The organism is Kitasatospora sp. NPDC001159 (assembly GCF_053598235.1).
Genome location: NZ_JBSFJV010000007.1, coordinates 32,229 through 50,901 on the forward strand (window position 1 = coordinate 32,229; position 18,673 = coordinate 50,901).

The following is an 18,673-nucleotide window of genomic DNA, read 5'->3' on the forward strand; positions in this document are numbered from 1 at the left end:
TGCCGGGTCGCTCCTACCAGGGCTCGCGGGCGACGAAGGCCGGCCGCTGATCCGGGTCCACCGGGTCGTAGTACCGGTGGTAGACCGGCGTCAGCCCGCCGGAGACCGGAGGCACGATCCAGCTCCAGTCCGCCGGGGTGGGGCGGCCCAGCCGCTTCTCCTGGGCGACGTGCTTGAGGAAGCGCTCCGACTCGGTGTGGTGGTCGGCGATCGTCACCCCGGCCTCCTGGAAGGAGTGCAGCACCGCGATGTTGAGCTCGATCAGCGCGCGGTCGCGCCAGAGCGTGCGGTCGCTGGAGGTGTCCAGGCCCAGCCGCTGGGCGACGGTGCCGAGCATGTCGTAGCGGTCGGCGTCGGCCAGGTTGCGGGCGCCGATCTCGGTGCCCATGTACCAGCCGTTGAACGGTGCGGTGGGGTAGCGGACGCCGCCGATCTCCAGCGTCATGTCGCTGATCGCGGGGACCGCGTACCAGCGCAGTCCGAGCTCGGCGAACCACTCGTACCCGGGGTGGCTGAGCGGCACCTCCAGCGTGGTGCCGTCCGGCAGTCCGTACCAGACCGGGCTCTCGCCGGGGCGCTCCTGGATGATCAGCGGCAGCACCTCGAAGCGGTCCTCGGCGCACTTCCAGCCGAGGTCGCGGGCCCGGTCGGCGAGCGGGGCGCCCGCCGGGTCGCCGACCACGGCGTCGTCGACCCGGTGCCCGGCGTAGCGGACCAGCTGCTGGTTGAGGATGCGCGCGGCCGGACGGCCCGGGCGGTCGGGGGCGAACACCGAGACCACCGGGCGGATCCGGCCGCCGTTGCCGGCCGTGCGCAGGTGCTCGAAGCACTCGGTGGCGATGTCGTCGGCCGAGGAGAGGTGACGCAGGTCGCGGACCACCAGGCTGCGCCAGTAGAGCCGGCCGATGCAGCGGGCGGCGTTGCGCCAGGCGAGCTTGGCGCCGTAGGTCAGTTCGGCGGCGGTGTGCCGGTAGCTGCCGGTGCGGTCGATCTCGTCCAGGACGGCGCGCAGCCGCGGCTGTGGGTCACCGGCGACGGGCTGCTCGCGGTGGAACTGGCGGATGAACTCGGCGGCCTGGCCCGGGTCGGTGAACGGCGGTGGCGCGGGCGGCAGTTGCGGGTCCGGCAGCTGCGGTACGGGCGGTTGCGCCGCGGGCGTCCGGGGCGCGGGCGTCGAAACGGTCTGCGCGGTCTGCGGGAACACCGCCGGAACGGGCTGCGGGAACGCGCCCGGAGCGTGGGCGTGGGGGTACGGACAGCCGCCGCTCGGGGCGGCGGCGGTTCTGCGGGTGCGAAGCCGGTTGAAGATCAAGGACACATCCCTCCTGCCGCACAGGAGTACCCGAGGTGGTTGGTTCGCCGCAGAGAGTGAACGATTCGGCCCCCGCACCCGCGCTCATCGCGCTAGGGTGCGGGGGCCGAAGGTCTTACCGTCGGACTAGCCCATGGAAGGCTGATCAGCCCATGTCCTCCAGTCGGACGCCCTTGGTCTCCTTCATGAACTTGGCCACGAAGACGGTCGACAGCGCCGCGAAGGCCGCGTACACGAGGTAGGTCGCCGAGAGGTTCCAGCGCGAGAGGGACGGGAACGAGACGGTGATCGCCCAGTTGGCGATCCACTGCGCGGAGGCGGCGACGGAGAGCGCGGCGGCGCGGATCCGGTTCGGGAACATCTCGCCGAGCATCACCCAGACGACCACGCCCCAGGACATCGCGAAGAACAGCACGAAGGCGTTGGCGCTGATCAGGGCGACGGTGCCCTGGAGGTCGGGCAGCGAGACGTTGTCGCCGGTGCCGGTGGCCGAGGAGAAGGCCCAGCCGGCCGCGGCGAGGGTGACGGCCATGCCGACCGAGCCGATCAGGGCGAGCGGCTTGCGGCCGATCCGGTCGACCAGCAGGATCGCGATCACGGTGCCGAGGATGTTGATGACCGAGCCGATGAAGCTGATCAGCAGCGAGTTGCTCTGGTCGATACCGACCGACTGCCACAGGATCGACGAGTAGTAGAAGATCACGTTGATGCCGACCAACTGCTGGAAGACCGACAGGCCGATGCCGACCCAGACGATCGGCAGCAGGCCGAAGCGGCCGCCGAGCAGGTCGCGGAAGCGCGGGCGGTGGTCGGAGGCGATCAGCGACTGGATCTCGGCGATCCGGGCATCGGCGTCCACGCCCTCGCCCTCGACCTCGGCCAGCACCTTGCGGGCGTCGTCCAGGCGCTCGGCCTGGATCAGGTAGCGCGGGGACTCGGGGATCACGGAGGAGAGCACGAAGTAGACCGCGGCCGGGACCACGCAGATGCCGAGCATCCACTGCCAGGCCTCCAGGCCGAGCAGGTGGCCGCGGGTGTCACCGCCGGCGGCGTCCGCCAGTACCCAGTTGACCAGCTGGGATATCGCGATGCCGAGCACGATCGCGGCCTGCTGGAAGGAGGCCAGTCGGCCCCGGTACTTGGTCGGCGCGACCTCGGCGATGTAGGTCGGGGCGATCACCGAGGCGATGCCGATGGCCGCGCCGCCGAGGACGCGCCACAGGGCGAGGTCCCAGGGGGAGAAGGGCAGCATCGAGCCGACGGCGCTGACCGCGAACAGCAGCGCGCCCGCCTTCATGACCTTGATGCGGCCGTAGCGGTCGGCGAAGCGGCCGGCCAGCGCGGCGCCGACCGCCGAGCCCAGCAGCGCCGAGGAGACGATCAGGCCGGTCTCGCCGCTGCCGACACCGAACTTCCCCTGGATGCCGGAGACGGCGCCGTTGATCACGGAGCTGTCGTAGCCGAACAGGAAGCCGCCGAGGGCCGCTGCGGCGGTGATGAAGACGACGAAGCCGAGGCGGCCGGGCGCGGGGGCCTCGACCGCCCCGGAGGGCTTCTGGGTGACGCTCACGATCTTGACTCCTGGTACTCAACACTGAGCTCGGTAGCCGCGATCGTAACCCCTATCCGTTTAAGTCTTGTACATCAGGGATCTCCCTGCCCGATTTGCGAATTCGTAAGATGAAAAAGCAAATTGGGCTGGCTTGGGCGCTGCAGCGGCCGCGCCCGGCACCGTCACGCCGCTGCGGCCGCACCTGGGTGTCCGCTCCCGGGCGGCGACTGCGGCCGTCCGCTCAGGCCGGGGCCGAGAGGGACAGTCCGAACCGGCCCTCCGGGTCCGTCCACCAGTGGCGCAGCCGCAGCCCGGCCGTCGCCAGCTCCCCGGCCACCCGCTCCCGGCGGAACTTGGCCGATACCTCGGTGCGCAGCTCCTCGCCCCGGTCGAAGTGCACCGGCAGGTCCAGCGCCGGGATCTTCACGGTCTGTGAGCGCAGCGAGCGCAGCCGCATCTCGATCCACTCCTGCTCGGCGTCCCAGAGCGCGACGTGCTCGAAGGCGTCCGGGGCGAAGTCGGCGCCCAGCTCGCGGTTGAGCACGTTGAGCACGTTGCGGTTGAACTCGGCGGTCACCCCGGCACTGTCGTCGTAGGCGGCGACCAGCACCGCCGGGTCCTTGACCAGGTCGGTGCCGAGCAGCAGGAAGTCGCCCGGGTCGAGGGCGGCGCGCAGGCCGCGCAGGAAGGCCGCGCGCTCCTTCGGCAGCAGGTTGCCGAGGGTGCCGCCGAGGAAGGCGACCAGCCGGGGGCCGCCGTCCGGGGGCAGGCCGAGCCGGGCGGTGAAGTCGGCGAGCACGCCGTGCACGGCCAGGCCGGGGTACTCGGTGGCGAGCGCGGCGCCGGCGGCGGTCAGCGCGCTCTCGCTGACGTCCACCGGGACGTAGGTCTCCAGGGTGCCGCGCGAGCGCAGCGAGTCCAGCAGCAGCCGGGTCTTCTCGGAGGAGCCGGAGCCCAGCTCGACCAGGGTGCGGGCCCCGGTGGCGGCGGCGATCTCGCCGGCCCGGGCGGTCAGGATGGCCCGCTCGGCGCGGGTCGGGTAGTACTCGGGCAGTCGGGTGATCTCCTCGAACAGCTCGCTGCCCCGCGCGTCGTAGAACCACTTGGGCGGCAGCCGCTTGGGTTCGGAGGTCAGGCCGTGCTGCACGTCGTGGCGCAGCGCGGTGCTGAAGTGGTCGGCGGGCAGCAGCCGGGTGAGATCGAATGTGTCCATGACAGGGTGGTTCCTCTGTTCAGAAGATGAAGGGAGAGTGGGCGGTCAGCGGTTCAGTCGTGGCTGGGAAGCCGCCGGACGGTGACGCCCCGGGCGTCGGCCAGTAGCAGGGAGCCGTCCGGGACGGGCGTCCAGCCCGGGTCGTCGTCGTACGGCTCGGAGGCCACCACCGTTCCGAGGCCCGGCAGGGTGCGGTGGTGCAGGGTGTCGCCCCAGGTGGTCGCGGCGATCGCGGTGCCGTCGGTGAGCAGCAGGTTGAGCCGACCGGTGGTGTGCGCGGCGACGTCCGCTACGGTGCCCGCCAGCGCCTCGCCGAGGTCCGCGCCCCGGCGCAGCCGGTGCAGGGTGAGGGCCCACAGCAGCGCCGAGTCGGTGCGGGCCTCCAGCTCCAGCAGCTCGGTCGGCGGGAGGAGGGCGGCGAGCGCGTCCAGCTTGCCGGGCCAGCCGGCCACCGCGCCGTTGTGGCTGAACAGCCAGCGCGCGGCGGCGAACGGCGCGGCCGCGCCCTCGCCCGCCGCGCAGCCCTCGGTGGCGGAGCGGACGGCCGCCAGCAGCGCCCGGGTGCGGATCACCCGGGCGAGGTCGGCGAACGTCGGGTCCGCCCAGATCGGCCCGGCCCGGCGGTAGCGGGCGGGCAGCTCGTCGCCGTCCGCGTACCAGCCGAGGCCGAAACCGTCCACGTTGACCGTGCCGTGCCGCTGGGTCCGGGGCGCCCAGGACTGGCGGTACAGCGCGTACGGCGGGTGCACCAGCAGCTCCTGCGGCGCCAACGGCTCGCCAAGGTAGGCGATGTGGCGACACATCAGGCCTCCTCCGGGCTGCGGGCGGTGCGGAAGCCGGCGAAGATCTGCCGCCGGATCGGGTAGTCCCAGTTGCGGAAGGTGCCCCGGCAGGCGACCGGCGCCACCGCGAAACAGCCGCCGCGCAGCACCTTGTACTCGGGTCCGAAGAAGACCTCGGAGTACTCCTTGTACGGCCAGGCCCGGAACCCCGGGTGGGAGCGGAAGTCGCTGGCCGTCCACTCCCACACGTCGCCCATCAACTGCCGGACACCGTAAGGGGACTGTCCCTGCGGGTAGCTGCCGGCCGCGGCCGGGCGCAGGTGGCGCTGGCCGAGGTTGGCGTGCTCGGGGCCGGGCGGGCCGTCGCCCCACGGGTAGCGGCGCGAGCGGCCGGTGGCCGGGTCGTGCCGGGCCGCCTTCTCCCACTCCGCCTCGGTCGGCAGGCGCCGCCCGGCCCAGCGGGCGTACGCGTCCGCCTCGTACCAGCTGACGTGCAGCACCGGCTCGTCCGGCGGGACGGGCTCGACCGTGCCGAAGCGCCGGCGCAGCCACTGGCCGTCCTGCCGCTTCCAGAACAGCGGGGCGGTCAGGTCGGCCCGGCGGCGGTGTTCCCAGCCCTCCGGGGTCCACCAGCGCGGGTCGCCGTAGCCGCCGTCCGCGATGAAGCGCTGGTAGGCGGCGTTGGTGACCGGGGTGGTGTCCAGGAAGTAGGCCGGCAGGTCGACGACGTGCGCCGGGCGCTCGTTGTCCAGCGCCCACGGTTCGGTGTCCGTACCCATGGTGAACGGGCCTGCGGGGATCAGGACTTCGGCGGGCAGGGTGGCCGCGTCGGCGGGCGCGGGCGGCGGCGGGGGAGCGGCCAGGGCGGGTTCGCCTCTGCGGAGCTGATGGGTGATCAGCATCGTCTCGTCGTGCTGCTGCTCGTGCTGGGCGATCATCCCGAAGGCGAAGCCGGCGTCCAGCAGCGGCGCGCCCCCCTCCAGCGGGCTGGCGGCCAGCAGGTCCAGCACCCGGCCGCGTACTTCGTGGGCGTACGCGCGGGCCTCGGCGGGCGGCAGCAGCGGCAGGCTGGGGCGCTCGGCCCGGGGGTGCTGGAAGGCGTCGTACAGCGGGTCGATCTCGGGGTGCATCGGGTCGCGTCCGCCGACGTTGCGCAGCAGCCAGAGCTCCTCCTGGTTGCCGATGTGCGCGAGGTCCCAGACCAGCGGGGACATCAACGGCGAGTGCTGGGCGGTGAGATCGGCGTCCTCGACGCAGTCGGTCAACGCGGCGGTCCGGGCGCGGGCGGCCAGCAGCTCGGCGGCGATGCTCTCGCGCAGCGCCTCGGTGCCCGTTCCCCGGTCGGCGGGCGGTCGGACGTTGGTCATGGTGCCTCCTGCGGAGGAGTGCGTCGGGCGCCGGAGCGCAGGGCGTCCAGCTGGTCGTCGGCCGGGCAGCGGCCGCGTGCGGGGTAGCGCTCGGCGAACTCGGCGACGGCGGTGCGCAACCGCCCGGCGCCGGGCAGGCGGCCCAGCGCGGCGTCGGCGGCGGCGAAGCAGGTGAGGGCGGCGCGGCGCAGCTCGGGGTCGGCGACGGCCAGGGTGGCGGCGCGGCGCCAGACGTCGCTGCGCGGCGGGCGCGGGCCGGCCGCCCCCTCCCGCCGGTCGAAGGAGTCGAGCGGCTCCAGCGCGGCGAGCGCGGCGTCGGCGGCCACCGGGTCGTCCAGCAGCGCGGTGACCAGGGCGGCGGGCACCACCCAGCCGTCACCGGGCTGGGCGTCGATCATCCGCAGCTCCAGGTGGCCGCGCGGGCGCACCGGCGGGAACAGCGTGGTGCAGTGGTAGTCCAAGTCGGCGAGCGTGGGCGGGCGTTCGCCGCCGCCGCGGATCCAGTCGCGAAAGGTCAGCCCGGGCGGGGCCGTCCACGGCATGCCCTCCGGCCTTCGCACGCACAGGACTTCGGCGTCCAGCACGTACTGTGCCCAGGCCACGCGGGGGTCGCCGTGGTCCGGCTCGGGGGCCAGGGTGCGGGTCGGGTCCATCCGGGACCAGACGGTCTGCCGGGTGGACCGGTGGCCGGTCGGTCTGCCGTCCAGGAGCGGGGAGTTGGCGAAGGCAGCGACCAGCACCGGGCCCAGCCGGTGGACCAGCTGCCAGCGCCGTTCCACCGCGTGCGGGCCGTTCGCGTCACCGGCGTCCAGGCACACCTGCACCGACGCGGTACCGGTCATCATGATCCGGCCCCACGGGCCGGCCGAGTCGAAGAAGCGCTCCATCGCGAGGTAGCGGGGGTGGTCCAGCACCATCCGCCGGGGACGGGCCAGTGGGTCCGTCCCGGTGCCGGTGAGGCGCAGGCCCTGCGCCGCTAAGGCGGCCCGCAGGGCGGTCAGATCGCGTCGGGTGTCGTCGACGCAGGCCAGGAGGCCGGTGGCGGGCGGGGAGCTGAGCTCGACCTGTCCGCCGGGTTCGAGCGTGAGGCGCGAACCGGAGGGGAGCGAGGTGCCGTCCGGGCCGCCGAGGGGCAGCGACTCCATTGCGGCGTGGAGCAGTTCGGGCCGGACGGGTCGGGTGGGACATCGGTCGTCATGGACGAACCACTCGACCTCGACACCCACCAGACGGGGCGGTCCGATCTTGAAACAGACGCCCGACACATGGCTGCGCGCCCCCGATTCGGTCAACGGGGTCACCCCGGTCGGGGGTGTCGGTGCGCTCTGCCGGTCGGGCGGAGTGGTACGGGAAGTCGGTATCACCGGACTCACCATCCTCGGGATCACGATTGCGGCCCGGTCTACCCTGCCCAGTCTGCAACGGAGCATGCGGGGGCGCTTCGCAAATATCGCGTGAATGTTCGTTTTCGCAGGTCAGGGGCATGGCGATCGGGTGAATGCGGGGTTCGGGGCGGCTGTGCGCGGGGCGTGGGGCCGCTCTTGGCGCGGGCGCATGCCCGGGTCACAGGCGGTCCAGCCGGGCCAGGACGGTGTCCAGCACCGGGCCCGGCAGGGCGTAGTTCAGCCGAAGCGCGCCCGAGCCGCCGGGGCCGAAGTCGGCGCCGGCGGAGGCCTCCAGGCCGCAGCGCTCCAGCAGCGCCCGGCGGGCGGTGGCGGGCGGCAGGCCGAGGGCGGCGGCGTCCAGCCAGAGCAGGTAGGAGGCCTGCGGCGCCGAGCGGACGGCGGTGCCCAGGCGCTCGGTGAGCCGGTCGCGGGCAGCGGCGAGGTGGGCGAGCAGGGCGTCCAGCCACGGGCCGCCCTCGCGCAGCGCGGCCTGCTGCACGGTCTGCTCCAGCAGGCCGCCCTCCCAGAGGCCGTAGCCGGCCAGGGTGTCGGTGAGCCGGGCGCGCAGGGCGGGGTCGGGGACGAGGGCGAAACTGCTGGGGATGCCGGAGCAGTTGAAGGTCTTGCCGACGGAGTTCAGGGTGACCGTGCGGTGCCGGACGGCCCGGTCGACGGTGGTGACCGCCACGGGGTGGACGTGTCCGGGATGGGTGAGGTCGCCGTGCACCTCGTCCGAGACCAGCAGCGCGTCCGCCTCGGCGGCCCGCTCGGCCAGGGTGCGCAGTTCGGCGGCGGGCCAGACCCTGGCGGAGGGGTTGTGCGGGTTGCTCAGCAGGACGGCGGCGGTGGGGCGGGGGAACGGGCCGCCGGGGAGGCGATAGCCGTCCGGGCCGAGGGGGAGCGGAAGTTCGCGGTGGCCGATCCCGGCCGCGCGGCAGAGCTGGGCGAAGCCGCCCCAATCGGGGGTGGGGAAGAGGACGGGCGCCTGCGGGCGGAGGGTGTCCAGCAGCAGACGCAGCGCCGTGCGCGGACCGCAGGGGAGCAGCAGCACCCAGTCGGGGTCCACCGCCACGCCGTGCCGGGCGCGGTACCAGTCGGCAACCAGGGTCCGCCCGGTCGGATCGCAGACCGTGTAGCCGTACGCGCGGTGGCGGGCGCGCCGCTCCAGTGCCTCGGCGACGGCTGGCGGGCCGGGCAGGTCCATGTCGGCCAGGCCCATCGGGATCACCCCGGGGGCCTCGGCCCGGGTCCACTTGCTGCTGCCGGTGCCGGTGCGGTCGAAGGGCGTGGCGAAGGCGGGGTCGGGCGCACCGCGAACAGTTGACAGATTTCGAAAGTTGTCATCTGTTTGCTGAAATCCGTCGTCCGTCATCGGTCCGCCGTCCCCTGTCCGCCGGCGCCCGCCCCGTCTGCTCCGCCACCCGTCAGATACGCCGCGAGCCCCCGCCGCCCCCGGCGCATCATCACCGCGTGGTTGGCCCGGAACAGCGGGTGCAGCGGCAGTGCGAGGCGCCGCAGCAGGGACTTGCCGGGCCGGGCGTCCTCCTCGAACAGCACCCGGCTCCGCGCGCGGCCCGGTCCGTCCGCCGTGACCGTGAACCGCGACCACCCGTCGAGGTCGCCTCGCATCGCCGCCTCCAGCACTCCGGCGGCCGGATCACGGCGGGTCGACTCCAGGCCGATCACCAGCCGGTACGGCAGCAGCGCGCGGACCACCACCTCGCCGGATTCCTCGTCGGTCTCCCGGACCTCGCGGATCTCCGGCCACCACAGCGGGTAGCTCCGCACGTCCTCCAGGGCCGCGTACACCGCCGACGCCGGTGCCGCGAGCCGCCACACGCCCCGGAAACGGTAGTGGTTGGGGTCCACCCGCCCACCCTAGCCGGGCCGGTGCCGCGCCAGGGCGGAACGCCGACGGACCGCCGCCGAGTTGGCGCCCGGCGTACGGACCCGGCATGCGGACCCGCTGCCCGGGAGTCCTTCGCCAGCACCTCCCGGGCCCCGAACGACGGGTGAGCGCTCCGCAGAGAAGGCAGTTCGCGGGGAAGGGCGCACTCCGCTTGCACCCGTTCGGGGTGCGGGGGAGGATCTTCTGTGCTTGTAGTCTCGTCAGTCACGGCAGCATTCCCCAGGCGCTGCACCACCGGAACCGGAGTGAAGGAGTCACGGGCATGCGGCGACCGAGCTGGGCACCGGAGGGTACGGACCTGGACAAACCGAACGCCGCGCGGGTCTACGACTACTACCTGGGGGGCTCGCACAACTTCGAGGTCGACCGGGAGATGGCCCGTAAGGCGCTGGCCCTGTGGCCCGAGCTGCCGCAGACCATGCGCTCCAACCGGGCATTCCTGCGCCGCGCGGTGACCTTCCTCGCCGAGCGCGGCGTCACCCGCTTCCTGGACATCGGCTCCGGCATCCCCACCTTCGGCGCGGTGCACGAGGTAGCCCGCGCGATCCGGCCCGAGGCCGAGGTCGTCTACGTGGACCGCGACCCGGTCGCCGTCGCCCACAGCCGCCTGCTGCTCCAGGACGACCCGCACAGCGCCGTCGTCCAGGCCGACCTGCGCGACGTCGAGGACCTGCTGGCCCGCCCCGAGGTCACCGGGCTGCTGTCCGGCGGCGAGCCGGTGGCCGTCCTGCTGGTGGCCGTGGCCCACTTCGTCAGCGACGACGAGGACCCCTGGAAGCTGATCGGCGTGATCCGCGACGTGCTCCCCGCCGGCAGTGCGTTGGTCCTCTCGCACGCCTCCCTGGAGGCCCGCCCGGACCAGGCCGAGGACCACCAGAAGCTCTACCGGATGACCCCGACCCCGCTGACCATGCGCACCCACGAGCAGGTCGAGGAGATGTTCGCCGGCTTCGAGCTGGTCGAGCCGGGCGTGGTCCACCTGCCGCAGTGGCGCCCGGACCAGCCGGACGCGGTCGGCGAGCACCCCGAGCGGATCGCCGGGGTGGCGGGCGTGGGGTTCCGCCCTTGAGCGGTTGCCACGGGAGAGCAACCGACGGCCGTACGCCCCGAGCGGCGGCCGTCGGCTCTCCCGTCGTGCGCACCACCAGCCGGCGAACGCGTACGGCGAGCCGGCGAACGCGCGCAACGGCCCGCAGGACCGGGGCGGTCGGATGAGCGGCACCACCCCGGTGAACGGCACCGCCGAGCGGTTCCACGAGGACTGGTCCCGGCTGCTCTCCGCCGACCACGGCATCGCCGTGCACCCCGGCCTGCTCGGCCGGCTGGTCGCGCGTACCGCCGCACTGCTCCACCGGGCCCAGCAGGAGGAGCCCTTCGAGCCCCGGCTGGCCGCCCAGGCCGGCACCGAACTGGTCGACGCGCACTTCACCGACCCGGTCCTGCTCGCCCGTGCGGTCGAACTGCTCCAGTCCCAGCCGACCGGTGACGACCGCGGCCCCGCGCTGACCGGCGCCTTCGCGGCCGGCTGGGCCAACGCCCTGCGCGAGCGCACCCTGCGCGAGCAGGAGGCCATCCGCACCGCCGCCGACGCCGCCCGCAAGGAAGCCGAGCGCGCGCTGCGCGCCTCCGAGGCCCGGTTCCGCGCCCTGTTCGAGAGCGCCGCGATCGGCATCGCCATCGGCGACACCGACGGCAACATCCTGGCCGTCAACAAGGCCGTGCAGGAACTGTTCGGCGCGGGCCCGGCCGACATGATCGGCCGCCGGGTCGACGACCTCGTCCACCCCGAGGACACCCCGGGCGTCTGGGAGGCGTACGGGGAGCTGATCAGCGGCAAGCGGGAGTACTTCCAGTTCGACAAGCCGTACTACCGCCAGGACGGCGAGGTGGTCTGGACCCACCTGACCGTCTCGCTGATCCGCGACGACGAAGGCGCCCCGCAGTACCAGGTCGCGATGCTGGAGGACATCACCGACCGTTACCGGCTCCAGGAGCGGCTGCGCCACCAGGCCACCCACGACCCGCTGACCGGCCTCCCCAACCGCGCCGCCTTCTTCGAGCGGCTGGAGAAGCTCTTCGAGGAGCCGGAGCCGGGCGCCCGGTTCGGCCTCTGCTACGTCGACCTCGACGGCTTCAAGGTGGTCAACGACAGCCTCGGCCACGACATGGGCGACCAGCTGCTGTCCGCGGTCGCCGCCCGGCTGAAGGCCGCCCTCACCCCGCTCGGCCACCTGGTGGCCCGGCTCGGCGGCGACGAGTTCGTCGTCCTGCTGGAGAACTGCCGGGGCGAGCAGGAGGCGGTGGCCGCGGCCAAGACCGTGCTCAAGTCGCTGGCCGGGCCGGTGCTGATCGGCGACCACAAGCTCGCCGTCGGCGCCAGCGTCGGCGTGCTGGAGCGGCGGGTGTCCACGACCACCCCCGGCGCCGCCGTCCGGGCCGCGGACCTCACGCTCTACCGGGCCAAGGAGGCCGGCCGCGGCCGCTGGACGCTGTTCGACCCCAAGGAGAACGCCCGCGCGGTCAGCCGCTACGCGGTGTCGGTCCGGATGCCGGCCGCCCTGGACCGCGGCGAGTTCTTCATCGACTACCAGCCGCTCTACAAACTCGCCGACGGCCGGATGGCCGCCGTCGAGGCGCTGGTCCGATGGCGCCACCCGCAGCTCGGGGTGCTCGGCCCGGACGAGTTCGTCACCACCGCCGAGGAGACCGGGCTGATCATGCCGCTCGGCCGCTGGGTGCTGGAGCAGGCCTGCGGCCAGGCCGCCGACTGGATCAAGCAGTACGGCGACGCCGCGCCGCAGCTGAACGTCAACCTGGCGGTCCGCCAGGCGCGCAGCGCCGCGCTGGTCACCGACCTCGGGCGGATCCTGGACAGCACCGGCCTGGACCCGTCCCGGCTGCAGCTGGAGATCACCGAGTCGACCGTGGTCGGCCCCGAGGACGAGGCGCTGCGCACCCTGCACGGGCTGGTCGACCTCGGCGTCTCGCTGGCCGTGGACGACTTCGGCACCGGCTGGTCCAACCTCGCCTACCTGCGCGACCTGCCGGTCTCCGGGCTGAAGATCGCCGGGTCCTTCGTCGGCGACCTGCACGACCCGGCGAAGGACGGCGCGACCGGGTGGCGGATCGTCAGCGGCCTGGTGTCGATGGCGCACGCGCTCGGGCTGACCGTCACCGCCGAGGGCGTGGAGACCCGCAAGGACGCCGAGCGGCTGCGCACCATGGGCTGCGACTGGGCGCAGGGCTGGCACTTCGGCCGCCCGGTGCGGCCGGCCGAGATCGCCCGCCGGATCGTCGAGGAACCGCAGGGCCGTCCCGTCGAGGGCTGAGCCGCCCTCGGGGCCGGGCGCGGGCGGCGGGCGGCACCGTACCCCGGGTCGCGCGAGCAGCCCGACCGGGTCCTGCCGCAGTCCGGCAACTGCTCGGTGGCGATCCCGGAAAGCGCCCGACACCGTTGCCCGCCGCGCGGGATGATGGCGCGTCAAAGATGACAGAATTCGAAATCTGTCATCTGTCCGCTGTCATCTGTCCGCTGTTTTCTGTCAGCTGTCAGCGGCTGGCCGTCAGCCCACCAGCCGGGAGAGCTCGATCGAGTGCCCCGTCCGCTCCACCTTCGCCGTCAGGTACCGCACATTGCTCGCCGACAGGTGGACGCCGGTCGGCACCCGTCGCCGGACGGCGATGCCGAGGTCGGCCAACTGGGCGGCCTTGTCCGGGTTGTTGCTCAGCAGGTCGATGCCGGAGGAGCCGAGCGTGTTGAGCATCTGGGCGGCCGCGGTGTAGTCCCGGCCGTCCTCGGGCAGGCCGAGGGCGGTGTTGGCATCGTAGGTGTCCATCCCGGAGTCCTGGAGGGCGTACGCGTCGAGCTTGTTGTACAGCCCGATGCCCCGGCCCTCCTGGCGCAGGTAGAGCAGGTACCCGCCGGCCTCGCTGATCCGCTCCACCGACTCGCGCAGCTGGGGGCCGCAGTCGCAGCGGTCCGAGCCGAAGACGTCGCCGGTCAGGCACTCGGAGTGCAGCCGCACCAGCGGCGTCCCGCCGTCCGGGACCGTGCCGAGGGCGAGCGCCAGGTGCTCGGCACCGTCGGCGAGGCCGTGGAAGGTGAAGACCTCCGCTTCGGTGTGGTAGCCATCGGGGAAGGTCAGCGGGATGCGCACGCGCGAGCGCACCGTGGCGGAGCCGGGCTGAGGCATGGATGGGCCTTCGTCGATCGGGGGTGGACCGGGTTGGATCGGCCCGGATCCGGATGGATCCGGACGGGTTGGATGTCGACCGTACTCGTTCGTTCCAATTTGAACAACTGGGTGTCGAGCGCGCCGGGGAGCGGCGGGCCGGGATCATGAAGCACATCCACGGCTCCTGCGTCACCACCGCCGAGCGATGCCGGCCCGGGGCGTGGTCTGAGCCCGGGGTTTGGCCTGAGCCCGGGGTGTCCGCCGGTCGCCCGATCGGTACCCGACCGGAGCGGGCACCGATTGTCGGGTGCGGCAAGGTGGGTCCTTCCTATGGTGGTGATCAAGCAAGGGAAGGACGGGGGCGGCGTGCTGGAGCACCTGAACCGGGCGATGGAGAGCATCGACCGGAACCTGGACCGTGAGATCGACGTGGCCGAACTGGCGCGGATCGCGATGACGTCGGAGTACCACTTCCGGCGGTTGTTCTCGATGCTCGCCGGGATGCCGCTGTCGGAGTACATCCGGCGTCGGCGGCTGACCGTCGCCGGGGCCGAAGTGCTCGACGGCGAGCGGACGTTGCTCGACATCGCGGTCCGGTACGGCTACACCTCGGGCGAGGCGTTCGCCCGGGCGTTCCGGGCGATGCACGGAGTCGGGCCGGGGGAGGCCCGGCGTCACGGTGCGGTGCTCACCTCCCAGGCCCGGATGTCCTTCCGACTCATCGTGGAGGGAAGCAGCAGTATGGAATACGAGATCGTTGAGAAGCCGGACTTCCGGATCGTCGGCAAGAAGGCCCGGGTGCCCCTGATCTACCTGGGTGTCAACCCGCACATCGCGGAGTTCATCAAGGGGCTCAGCAAGGAGACCGTCGAGCAGATCGCGGCGCTCACGGGCCCGGACCCGGTCGGTATCGTGTCGGTGAGCGACAACATCCCGTCCGTCCGGGAGGAGGGGGTCGAACTCGACTACTGGCACGCGGTGGTGGCGCGCGAGGACGCCGTCGTCCCCGAAGACCTGGACGTCCTGCACGTCCCGGCGGGGACGTGGGCGGTGTTCACCAACACCGGGACGTTCCCGCAGGCTCTGCAGCAGATGTGGGCGGACGTGTACACCCAGTGGTTCCCGTCCAACCCGTACGAGTCCCGGCCGGGTCCGGAGATCCTGCAGACCCGCTTCGTCCCGGGGACGGCCGACGCCGAGGCGGAGCTCTGGATCCCGGTGGCGCGGGCCGTGCGGGGCTGAAGGTCGGCGGGTGGCGGGGTAACAGCTGACCGCTGACAAGTAACAGTCAACAGATGACAGATTTCGAAATCTGTCATCTCTTGACTGTCTTTTGTTGCCCACCGGCCTGCTCGGCCGTCCATCCACTTGCCCGCCCCGTTCGGCCCACCAGCGCCCGCCGCCGCCCCGTCGCGCCCCGCATGCTGGGGCGGGGGGCAGGGGCCGCAGGCCGCTACCCGAGGAGTGGGATCACCGATGGCCAAGGCGTTCGGCTTCGTCGGCTATGGCGGACCGGAGACACAGGAGTTCCTCGACCGCCCCGCGCTGGAGGCCGGCCCCGGCCAGCTGGCGATCGCGGTCCGCGCCGCCGGGGTGAACCCGGTGGACTGGAAGGTCCGCCGGGGCTTCCTCGGCCGCGAGCGCCAACTCCCCACCGTCATGGGCCAGGAGGCCTCCGGCGTGGTGCAGCAGGTCGGCCCCGGGGTCACCGGCTTCACTCCGGGCGACGAGGTGTTCGGTCTGGTCGCCGCCGGGGGCTTCGCCGAACAGACCCTGCTGCGCGCCGAGTTGAGCGCCCTCAAGCCCGAGGCCGTCGGCTTCGACCAGGCTGCGACGCTCTGCGTCTCGGTCGCCACCGCCGACGACGCCGTCCGTCAACTCGCCCTCGGCGCCGGCCGGACCCTGCTGATCCTCGGCATCGCCGGCGGGGTCGGCAGCGCCGCCGCCCAGATCGCCCGTAGCCAGGGCCTGACCGTGCTCGGCACCGCGAGCGATGCCAACCGCGAGTACGTGGAGTCCCTCGGCGCAACCCTGGTCCGCTACGGCGACGGCGTCGCCGGGCGCATCACCGCGGCGGCCCCCGACGGCGTCGACGGCGTCCTCGACCTGATCGGCGGCGACGCCCTGCGCGCCGTGGCCGGCGTGATCGGCGACCGCACCGAGCTGGTCAGCACCGCCGACCCGGCGGTCGTCGCCGAACTCGGCGGCCGGTACGTCACCCGCTCCACCACTTCCGAGACCCTCGCCGCCCTGGCCGCACTCGTCGCCGCCGGTGACCTGGACCCCCGGGTCGCCGGCCGCTACCCGCTCACCCATGCCGCCGAGGCGATCGCCGCGGTCGAGTCCGGGCACGCCCGCGGCAAGGTCGTCCTCGAAGTCTCCTGACCGCCGTACAAGCCTGACCGCCGTACAACTCCGTACAACCCCGTACAAAGCCGTACAACGCTGTACAAGCCCGACACAAAACAAGACCTGACGAAGAAACAGCAGCGGAAAGCAAGAGCCATGAAGCAGACCTCCGTCACCACCAACGCCCCGTGCTGGGTCGAGTTGGGCACCTCCGACCCGGCCGCCGCCACGACCTTCTACAGCGAGCTGTTCGGCTGGCGCCCCGACAGCGACATCCGTCCCGACGCCGGCGACTACACCCAGATGTTCCTCGGTGACGCCTCGGCCGCCGCCATCACCCCGCGCTACGCACCGCAGCAGCCGATCGCGTGGACGGTGGCCTTCGCGGTCGCCGACGCCGCCGCCACCGCCGCGGGGATCGAGGCCGAGGGCGGCCGCATCCTCAAGGAGCCCACCGACGTGACCGACCTCGGCGTCTTCTCGGTGGCCGCCGACCGGTCGGGCGCGGTCTTCATCCTCTGGCAGGCCCGTGCCTTCCCGGGCGCCGACGTGTTCAACGAGCCCGGCTCGCTCGGCTGGGTGGAACTGCTCACCCGCGACCGGGCCGGCGCGACCGCCTTCTACCCGGCGGTCTTCGGCTGGTCCGTCGCCCCGTCCGAGCGCTACACCCAGTGGGGCCTGGACGGCCAGGACTTCGGCGGCATGCTGGTGATGGGTGAGGACTTCCCGCCGTCGGTTCCGCCGCACTGGCTGCCGTACTTCTCGGTGGCCGACGTCGACAACACCGTTGACCGGGCGGTCACCCTCGGCGCGGACGCGCTGATGCCCTCCTACTCCATGCCGGGCGGCCGGCGGATCGCCGTGCTGCGCGACGCCCAGGGCGCCGCGTTCGGCGTCTACACCGCTCCCGCGGACAGTTGAGCGGAGGGCTCCGGCGGAGGCCCCGGGCAGAGCGTTCTAGACGAAGCGACGAGCCGGGCGCCGCGAGGCCCGCGCGCGCCACCCGCCCACCGCCGCCCCCGCCGTGACCAGCAGCGCGCCCATCGGCACCACGTCGCCGATCCGGTCGTACCAGGTCAGCGTCCCGGGCGCGGTGAGCGGCAGCCGTACGGTCAGCACCCCGGTGCCGCCGGTGCCGAGCCGGGCCAGCTCCCGCCCCTGGGCGTCGAAGGCGGCGGAGACTCCGGTCAGCGAGGCCTGTACGGCCGGACGCCCGGTCTCGGCGGCCCGGATCGCCGCCAGCGCCACGTGCTGCTGGGGCGCCCAGGTGTGCTGGAAGGTCGAGGTCGAGGACTGGTAGACCAGCACCCGGGCACCGTCGAGCGCCGCCGTCCGGGCCATGTCCGGGAACGCCGACTCGAAGCAGATCAGTGCCCCGACCGGCAGCGGCCTGCCCGCCCGGTCGACGGCCGGCAGCAGGTGGAAGGCGGTGCCAGGTACCCGGTTCTCGCCCGCCGCCCGGCTGACCCCGGCGATCCAGCCGAGTGCTGGCCGCAGCGGGATGTACTCGCCGAAGGGCACCAGCCGGATCTTGCGGTAGCGGTCCACCACGCCCGACGGGGAGACCAGCACCGCGTCCTTGGAGATCCTGCCGCCCGCCTTGCGCGCGTCCTCCCCGGCCGTGATCTCGGCGCCAGTGGTCGCGGACAGCCGGCGCAGCGCGTCCAGTGTGACCGGGTCGTGGTCCAGGTCGGCGGTGGTGCTGCTCTCGCCCCACACCACCAGGTCCACCGGCTGCCCGACCAGGGCGGCGGTGGCCTGGGCGCTCGCGTCGAACCGGGCCTGCGGGTCCTCCACGATGCCCGGCTGGACCAGCGCCACCGTCGCGGCGCCGGTGCGGACCGGCGCCTGGCGCAGCGCGAACAGCACCGGACCGGCGGCCAGCACCAGCACGGAGGCCAGCGCCGCGGCCGCCCGGGGCTGCCGGTGCACGGCGGTCAGCACGATCAGCACCGCGGTGTTCACCGCTGCCACCGCCGCGCTGACCAGCCAGATCCCGCCCGCCGAGGCCAGGCCGAGGATCGCCGGGTGCTGCCACTGGGTGGCGCCGAGCAGCGCCCACGGCCCGCCGAGCGCCTGCCAGGAACGCGCGTACTCGGTGGTCACCCACACCGCCGGGACGACCAACAGCGCCAGCAGTGCCCGAGGGGTGGTCAGTGGCGGGCGCAGCAGCCGGTGCACCGCGTACCCGACCGCCGCCTGCAGCGCCCCGAACAGCACCGCGAGCACCGGCAGCCCCGGCCCGATGGACGGCACCAGCCAGTACATCGCGGTGAGGATGAACCCCGCCCCGAACCACCAGCCGCGCACCGCCGCCTCCCGCCCGGACGGCGCCCGCTGCATCAGCAGCAGCCCGGGGACGAGCGCGACCCACGCCAGCCAGGCCTGTCCCGGCGCGGGGAACGCCAGCACCGGCACCGCCCCGGCCACCAGCGCCCCGAGCCGCGCCCGGTACCGGTGCGGCGCACGCGGTTCCCGTTCCCCGGCCGGCGAGGTCGCGGGCGAGGTCGCGGGCGAGGTGGCGGGCGAGGTGGCGGCCGGGGTGCTGGTCGTGCTCAGGGCTCGGCTGGCTGGAGCGATGCGACGCGACATGCCCCGTATTGTCCGCTCGGGCGCGGAACGCCACCAG

Annotated in this window: 15 protein-coding genes; 5 read left to right on the plus strand and 10 right to left on the minus strand. The window is 73.3% G+C overall.

The annotated features are described in order from the left end of the window. Positions 1 to 13: 13 nt before the first annotated feature. The 8 genes from ACWC9T_RS05870 to ACWC9T_RS05905 form a co-directional block, all read right to left on the minus strand. Positions 14 to 1,129 (minus strand): nitric oxide synthase oxygenase, encoded by a 1,116-nt coding sequence (locus tag ACWC9T_RS05870; RefSeq protein WP_449819900.1) that lies wholly within the window; start codon positions 1,127 to 1,129, stop codon positions 14 to 16. Positions 1,130 to 1,457: 328 nt separating this feature from the next. Then, positions 1,458 to 2,885 carry a sugar porter family MFS transporter gene (locus ACWC9T_RS05875; protein WP_449819901.1) on the minus strand — a complete coding sequence of 476 codons (1,428 nt, stop codon included), beginning with the start codon at positions 2,883 to 2,885 and terminating at the stop codon, positions 1,458 to 1,460. Between the two features lie 220 nt (positions 2,886 to 3,105). Then, complete coding sequence (gene egtD / locus ACWC9T_RS05880; protein WP_449819811.1) at positions 3,106 to 4,077, minus strand: L-histidine N(alpha)-methyltransferase; 972 nt, start codon at positions 4,075 to 4,077, stop codon at positions 3,106 to 3,108. A 53-nt stretch (positions 4,078 to 4,130) separates the two neighbouring features. Beyond that, positions 4,131 to 4,880, minus strand: a complete 750-nt coding sequence (gene egtC, locus ACWC9T_RS05885) for an ergothioneine biosynthesis protein EgtC (RefSeq protein ID WP_449819812.1) — start codon at positions 4,878 to 4,880, stop codon at positions 4,131 to 4,133. Continuing rightward, entirely contained in the window at positions 4,880 to 6,226 is a 1,347-nt protein-coding gene (gene egtB, locus ACWC9T_RS05890; RefSeq protein WP_449819813.1) for an ergothioneine biosynthesis protein EgtB, read from the minus strand. Before egtB ends, egtC begins: the two co-directional genes overlap by 1 nt. Next, positions 6,223 to 7,602 (minus strand): ergothioneine biosynthesis glutamate--cysteine ligase EgtA, encoded by a 1,380-nt coding sequence (gene egtA / locus ACWC9T_RS05895; protein ID WP_449819814.1) that lies wholly within the window; start codon positions 7,600 to 7,602, stop codon positions 6,223 to 6,225. The genes egtB and egtA overlap by 4 nt, the downstream gene beginning before the upstream one ends. 187 nt (positions 7,603 to 7,789) lie before the next feature. Next, positions 7,790 to 8,983, minus strand: a complete 1,194-nt coding sequence (locus tag ACWC9T_RS05900) for a MalY/PatB family protein (protein ID WP_449819815.1) — start codon at positions 8,981 to 8,983, stop codon at positions 7,790 to 7,792. Continuing rightward, the gene (locus tag ACWC9T_RS05905; RefSeq protein WP_449819816.1) at positions 8,980 to 9,480 is read right to left on the minus strand and encodes an SRPBCC family protein; all 501 of its coding nucleotides are present in this window, start codon (positions 9,478 to 9,480) and stop codon (positions 8,980 to 8,982) included. Before ACWC9T_RS05905 ends, ACWC9T_RS05900 begins: the two co-directional genes overlap by 4 nt. Positions 9,481 to 9,782: 302 nt before the next feature. Between ACWC9T_RS05905 and ACWC9T_RS05910 the strand changes: the two genes are divergently transcribed. Further along, positions 9,783 to 10,589 (plus strand): SAM-dependent methyltransferase, encoded by an 807-nt coding sequence (locus ACWC9T_RS05910; RefSeq protein WP_449819817.1) that lies wholly within the window; start codon positions 9,783 to 9,785, stop codon positions 10,587 to 10,589. A 142-nt stretch (positions 10,590 to 10,731) separates the two neighbouring features. Beyond that, the gene (locus ACWC9T_RS05915) at positions 10,732 to 12,849 is read left to right on the plus strand and encodes a putative bifunctional diguanylate cyclase/phosphodiesterase (protein ID WP_449819818.1); all 2,118 of its coding nucleotides are present in this window, start codon (positions 10,732 to 10,734) and stop codon (positions 12,847 to 12,849) included. A 234-nt stretch (positions 12,850 to 13,083) separates the two neighbouring features. On the opposite strand, the gene ACWC9T_RS05920 is transcribed toward ACWC9T_RS05915, so the two are convergent. After that, positions 13,084 to 13,713, minus strand: coding sequence for a GTP cyclohydrolase II (locus ACWC9T_RS05920; protein WP_449819819.1), 630 nt, complete (start codon positions 13,711 to 13,713; stop codon positions 13,084 to 13,086). Positions 13,714 to 14,061: 348 nt separating this feature from the next. Here ACWC9T_RS05920 and ACWC9T_RS05925 point away from each other — a divergent pair, with 348 nt between their 5' ends. The 3 genes from ACWC9T_RS05925 (at position 14,062) to ACWC9T_RS05935 (ending at position 16,965) form a co-directional block, all read left to right on the plus strand. After that, positions 14,062 to 14,937: an AraC family transcriptional regulator gene (locus ACWC9T_RS05925; protein ID WP_449819902.1), complete on the plus strand. Its 876-nt coding sequence runs from the start codon at positions 14,062 to 14,064 to the stop codon at positions 14,935 to 14,937. 234 nt (positions 14,938 to 15,171) lie between these two features. Next, the gene (locus tag ACWC9T_RS05930) at positions 15,172 to 16,080 is read left to right on the plus strand and encodes an NADP-dependent oxidoreductase (protein ID WP_449819820.1); all 909 of its coding nucleotides are present in this window, start codon (positions 15,172 to 15,174) and stop codon (positions 16,078 to 16,080) included. Positions 16,081 to 16,200: 120 nt separating this feature from the next. Beyond that, positions 16,201 to 16,965, plus strand: coding sequence for a VOC family protein (locus tag ACWC9T_RS05935; RefSeq protein WP_449819821.1), 765 nt, complete (start codon positions 16,201 to 16,203; stop codon positions 16,963 to 16,965). Between the two features lie 36 nt (positions 16,966 to 17,001). On the opposite strand, the gene lnt is transcribed toward ACWC9T_RS05935, so the two are convergent. Beyond that, positions 17,002 to 18,636 carry an apolipoprotein N-acyltransferase gene (gene lnt / locus ACWC9T_RS05940; RefSeq protein ID WP_449819822.1) on the minus strand — a complete coding sequence of 545 codons (1,635 nt, stop codon included), beginning with the start codon at positions 18,634 to 18,636 and terminating at the stop codon, positions 17,002 to 17,004. Between the last annotated feature and the right edge of the window lie 37 nt (positions 18,637 to 18,673).

What these genes read in the sequence shown, in the direction of transcription:
- ACWC9T_RS05920 (WP_449819819.1), bottom strand. Translation starts at nt 13,713, where the DNA reads ATGCCTCAGCCCGGCTCCGCCACGGTGCGCTCGCGCGTGCGCATCCCG.
- egtD (WP_449819811.1), bottom strand. Translation starts at nt 4,077, where the DNA reads ATGGACACATTCGATCTCACCCGGCTGCTGCCCGCCGACCACTTCAGC.
- ACWC9T_RS05935 (WP_449819821.1), top strand. Translation starts at nt 16,201, where the DNA reads ATGAAGCAGACCTCCGTCACCACCAACGCCCCGTGCTGGGTCGAGTTG.
- egtB (WP_449819813.1), bottom strand. Translation starts at nt 6,226, where the DNA reads ATGACCAACGTCCGACCGCCCGCCGACCGGGGAACGGGCACCGAGGCG.
- ACWC9T_RS05910 (WP_449819817.1), top strand. Translation starts at nt 9,783, where the DNA reads ATGCGGCGACCGAGCTGGGCACCGGAGGGTACGGACCTGGACAAACCG.
- ACWC9T_RS05930 (WP_449819820.1), top strand. Translation starts at nt 15,172, where the DNA reads ATGGCCAAGGCGTTCGGCTTCGTCGGCTATGGCGGACCGGAGACACAG.
- ACWC9T_RS05915 (WP_449819818.1), top strand. Translation starts at nt 10,732, where the DNA reads ATGAGCGGCACCACCCCGGTGAACGGCACCGCCGAGCGGTTCCACGAG.
- egtC (WP_449819812.1), bottom strand. Translation starts at nt 4,880, where the DNA reads ATGTGTCGCCACATCGCCTACCTTGGCGAGCCGTTGGCGCCGCAGGAG.
- ACWC9T_RS05900 (WP_449819815.1), bottom strand. Translation starts at nt 8,983, where the DNA reads ATGACGGACGACGGATTTCAGCAAACAGATGACAACTTTCGAAATCTG.
- lnt (WP_449819822.1), bottom strand. Translation starts at nt 18,636, where the DNA reads ATGTCGCGTCGCATCGCTCCAGCCAGCCGAGCCCTGAGCACGACCAGC.
- egtA (WP_449819814.1), bottom strand. Translation starts at nt 7,602, where the DNA reads ATGGTGAGTCCGGTGATACCGACTTCCCGTACCACTCCGCCCGACCGG.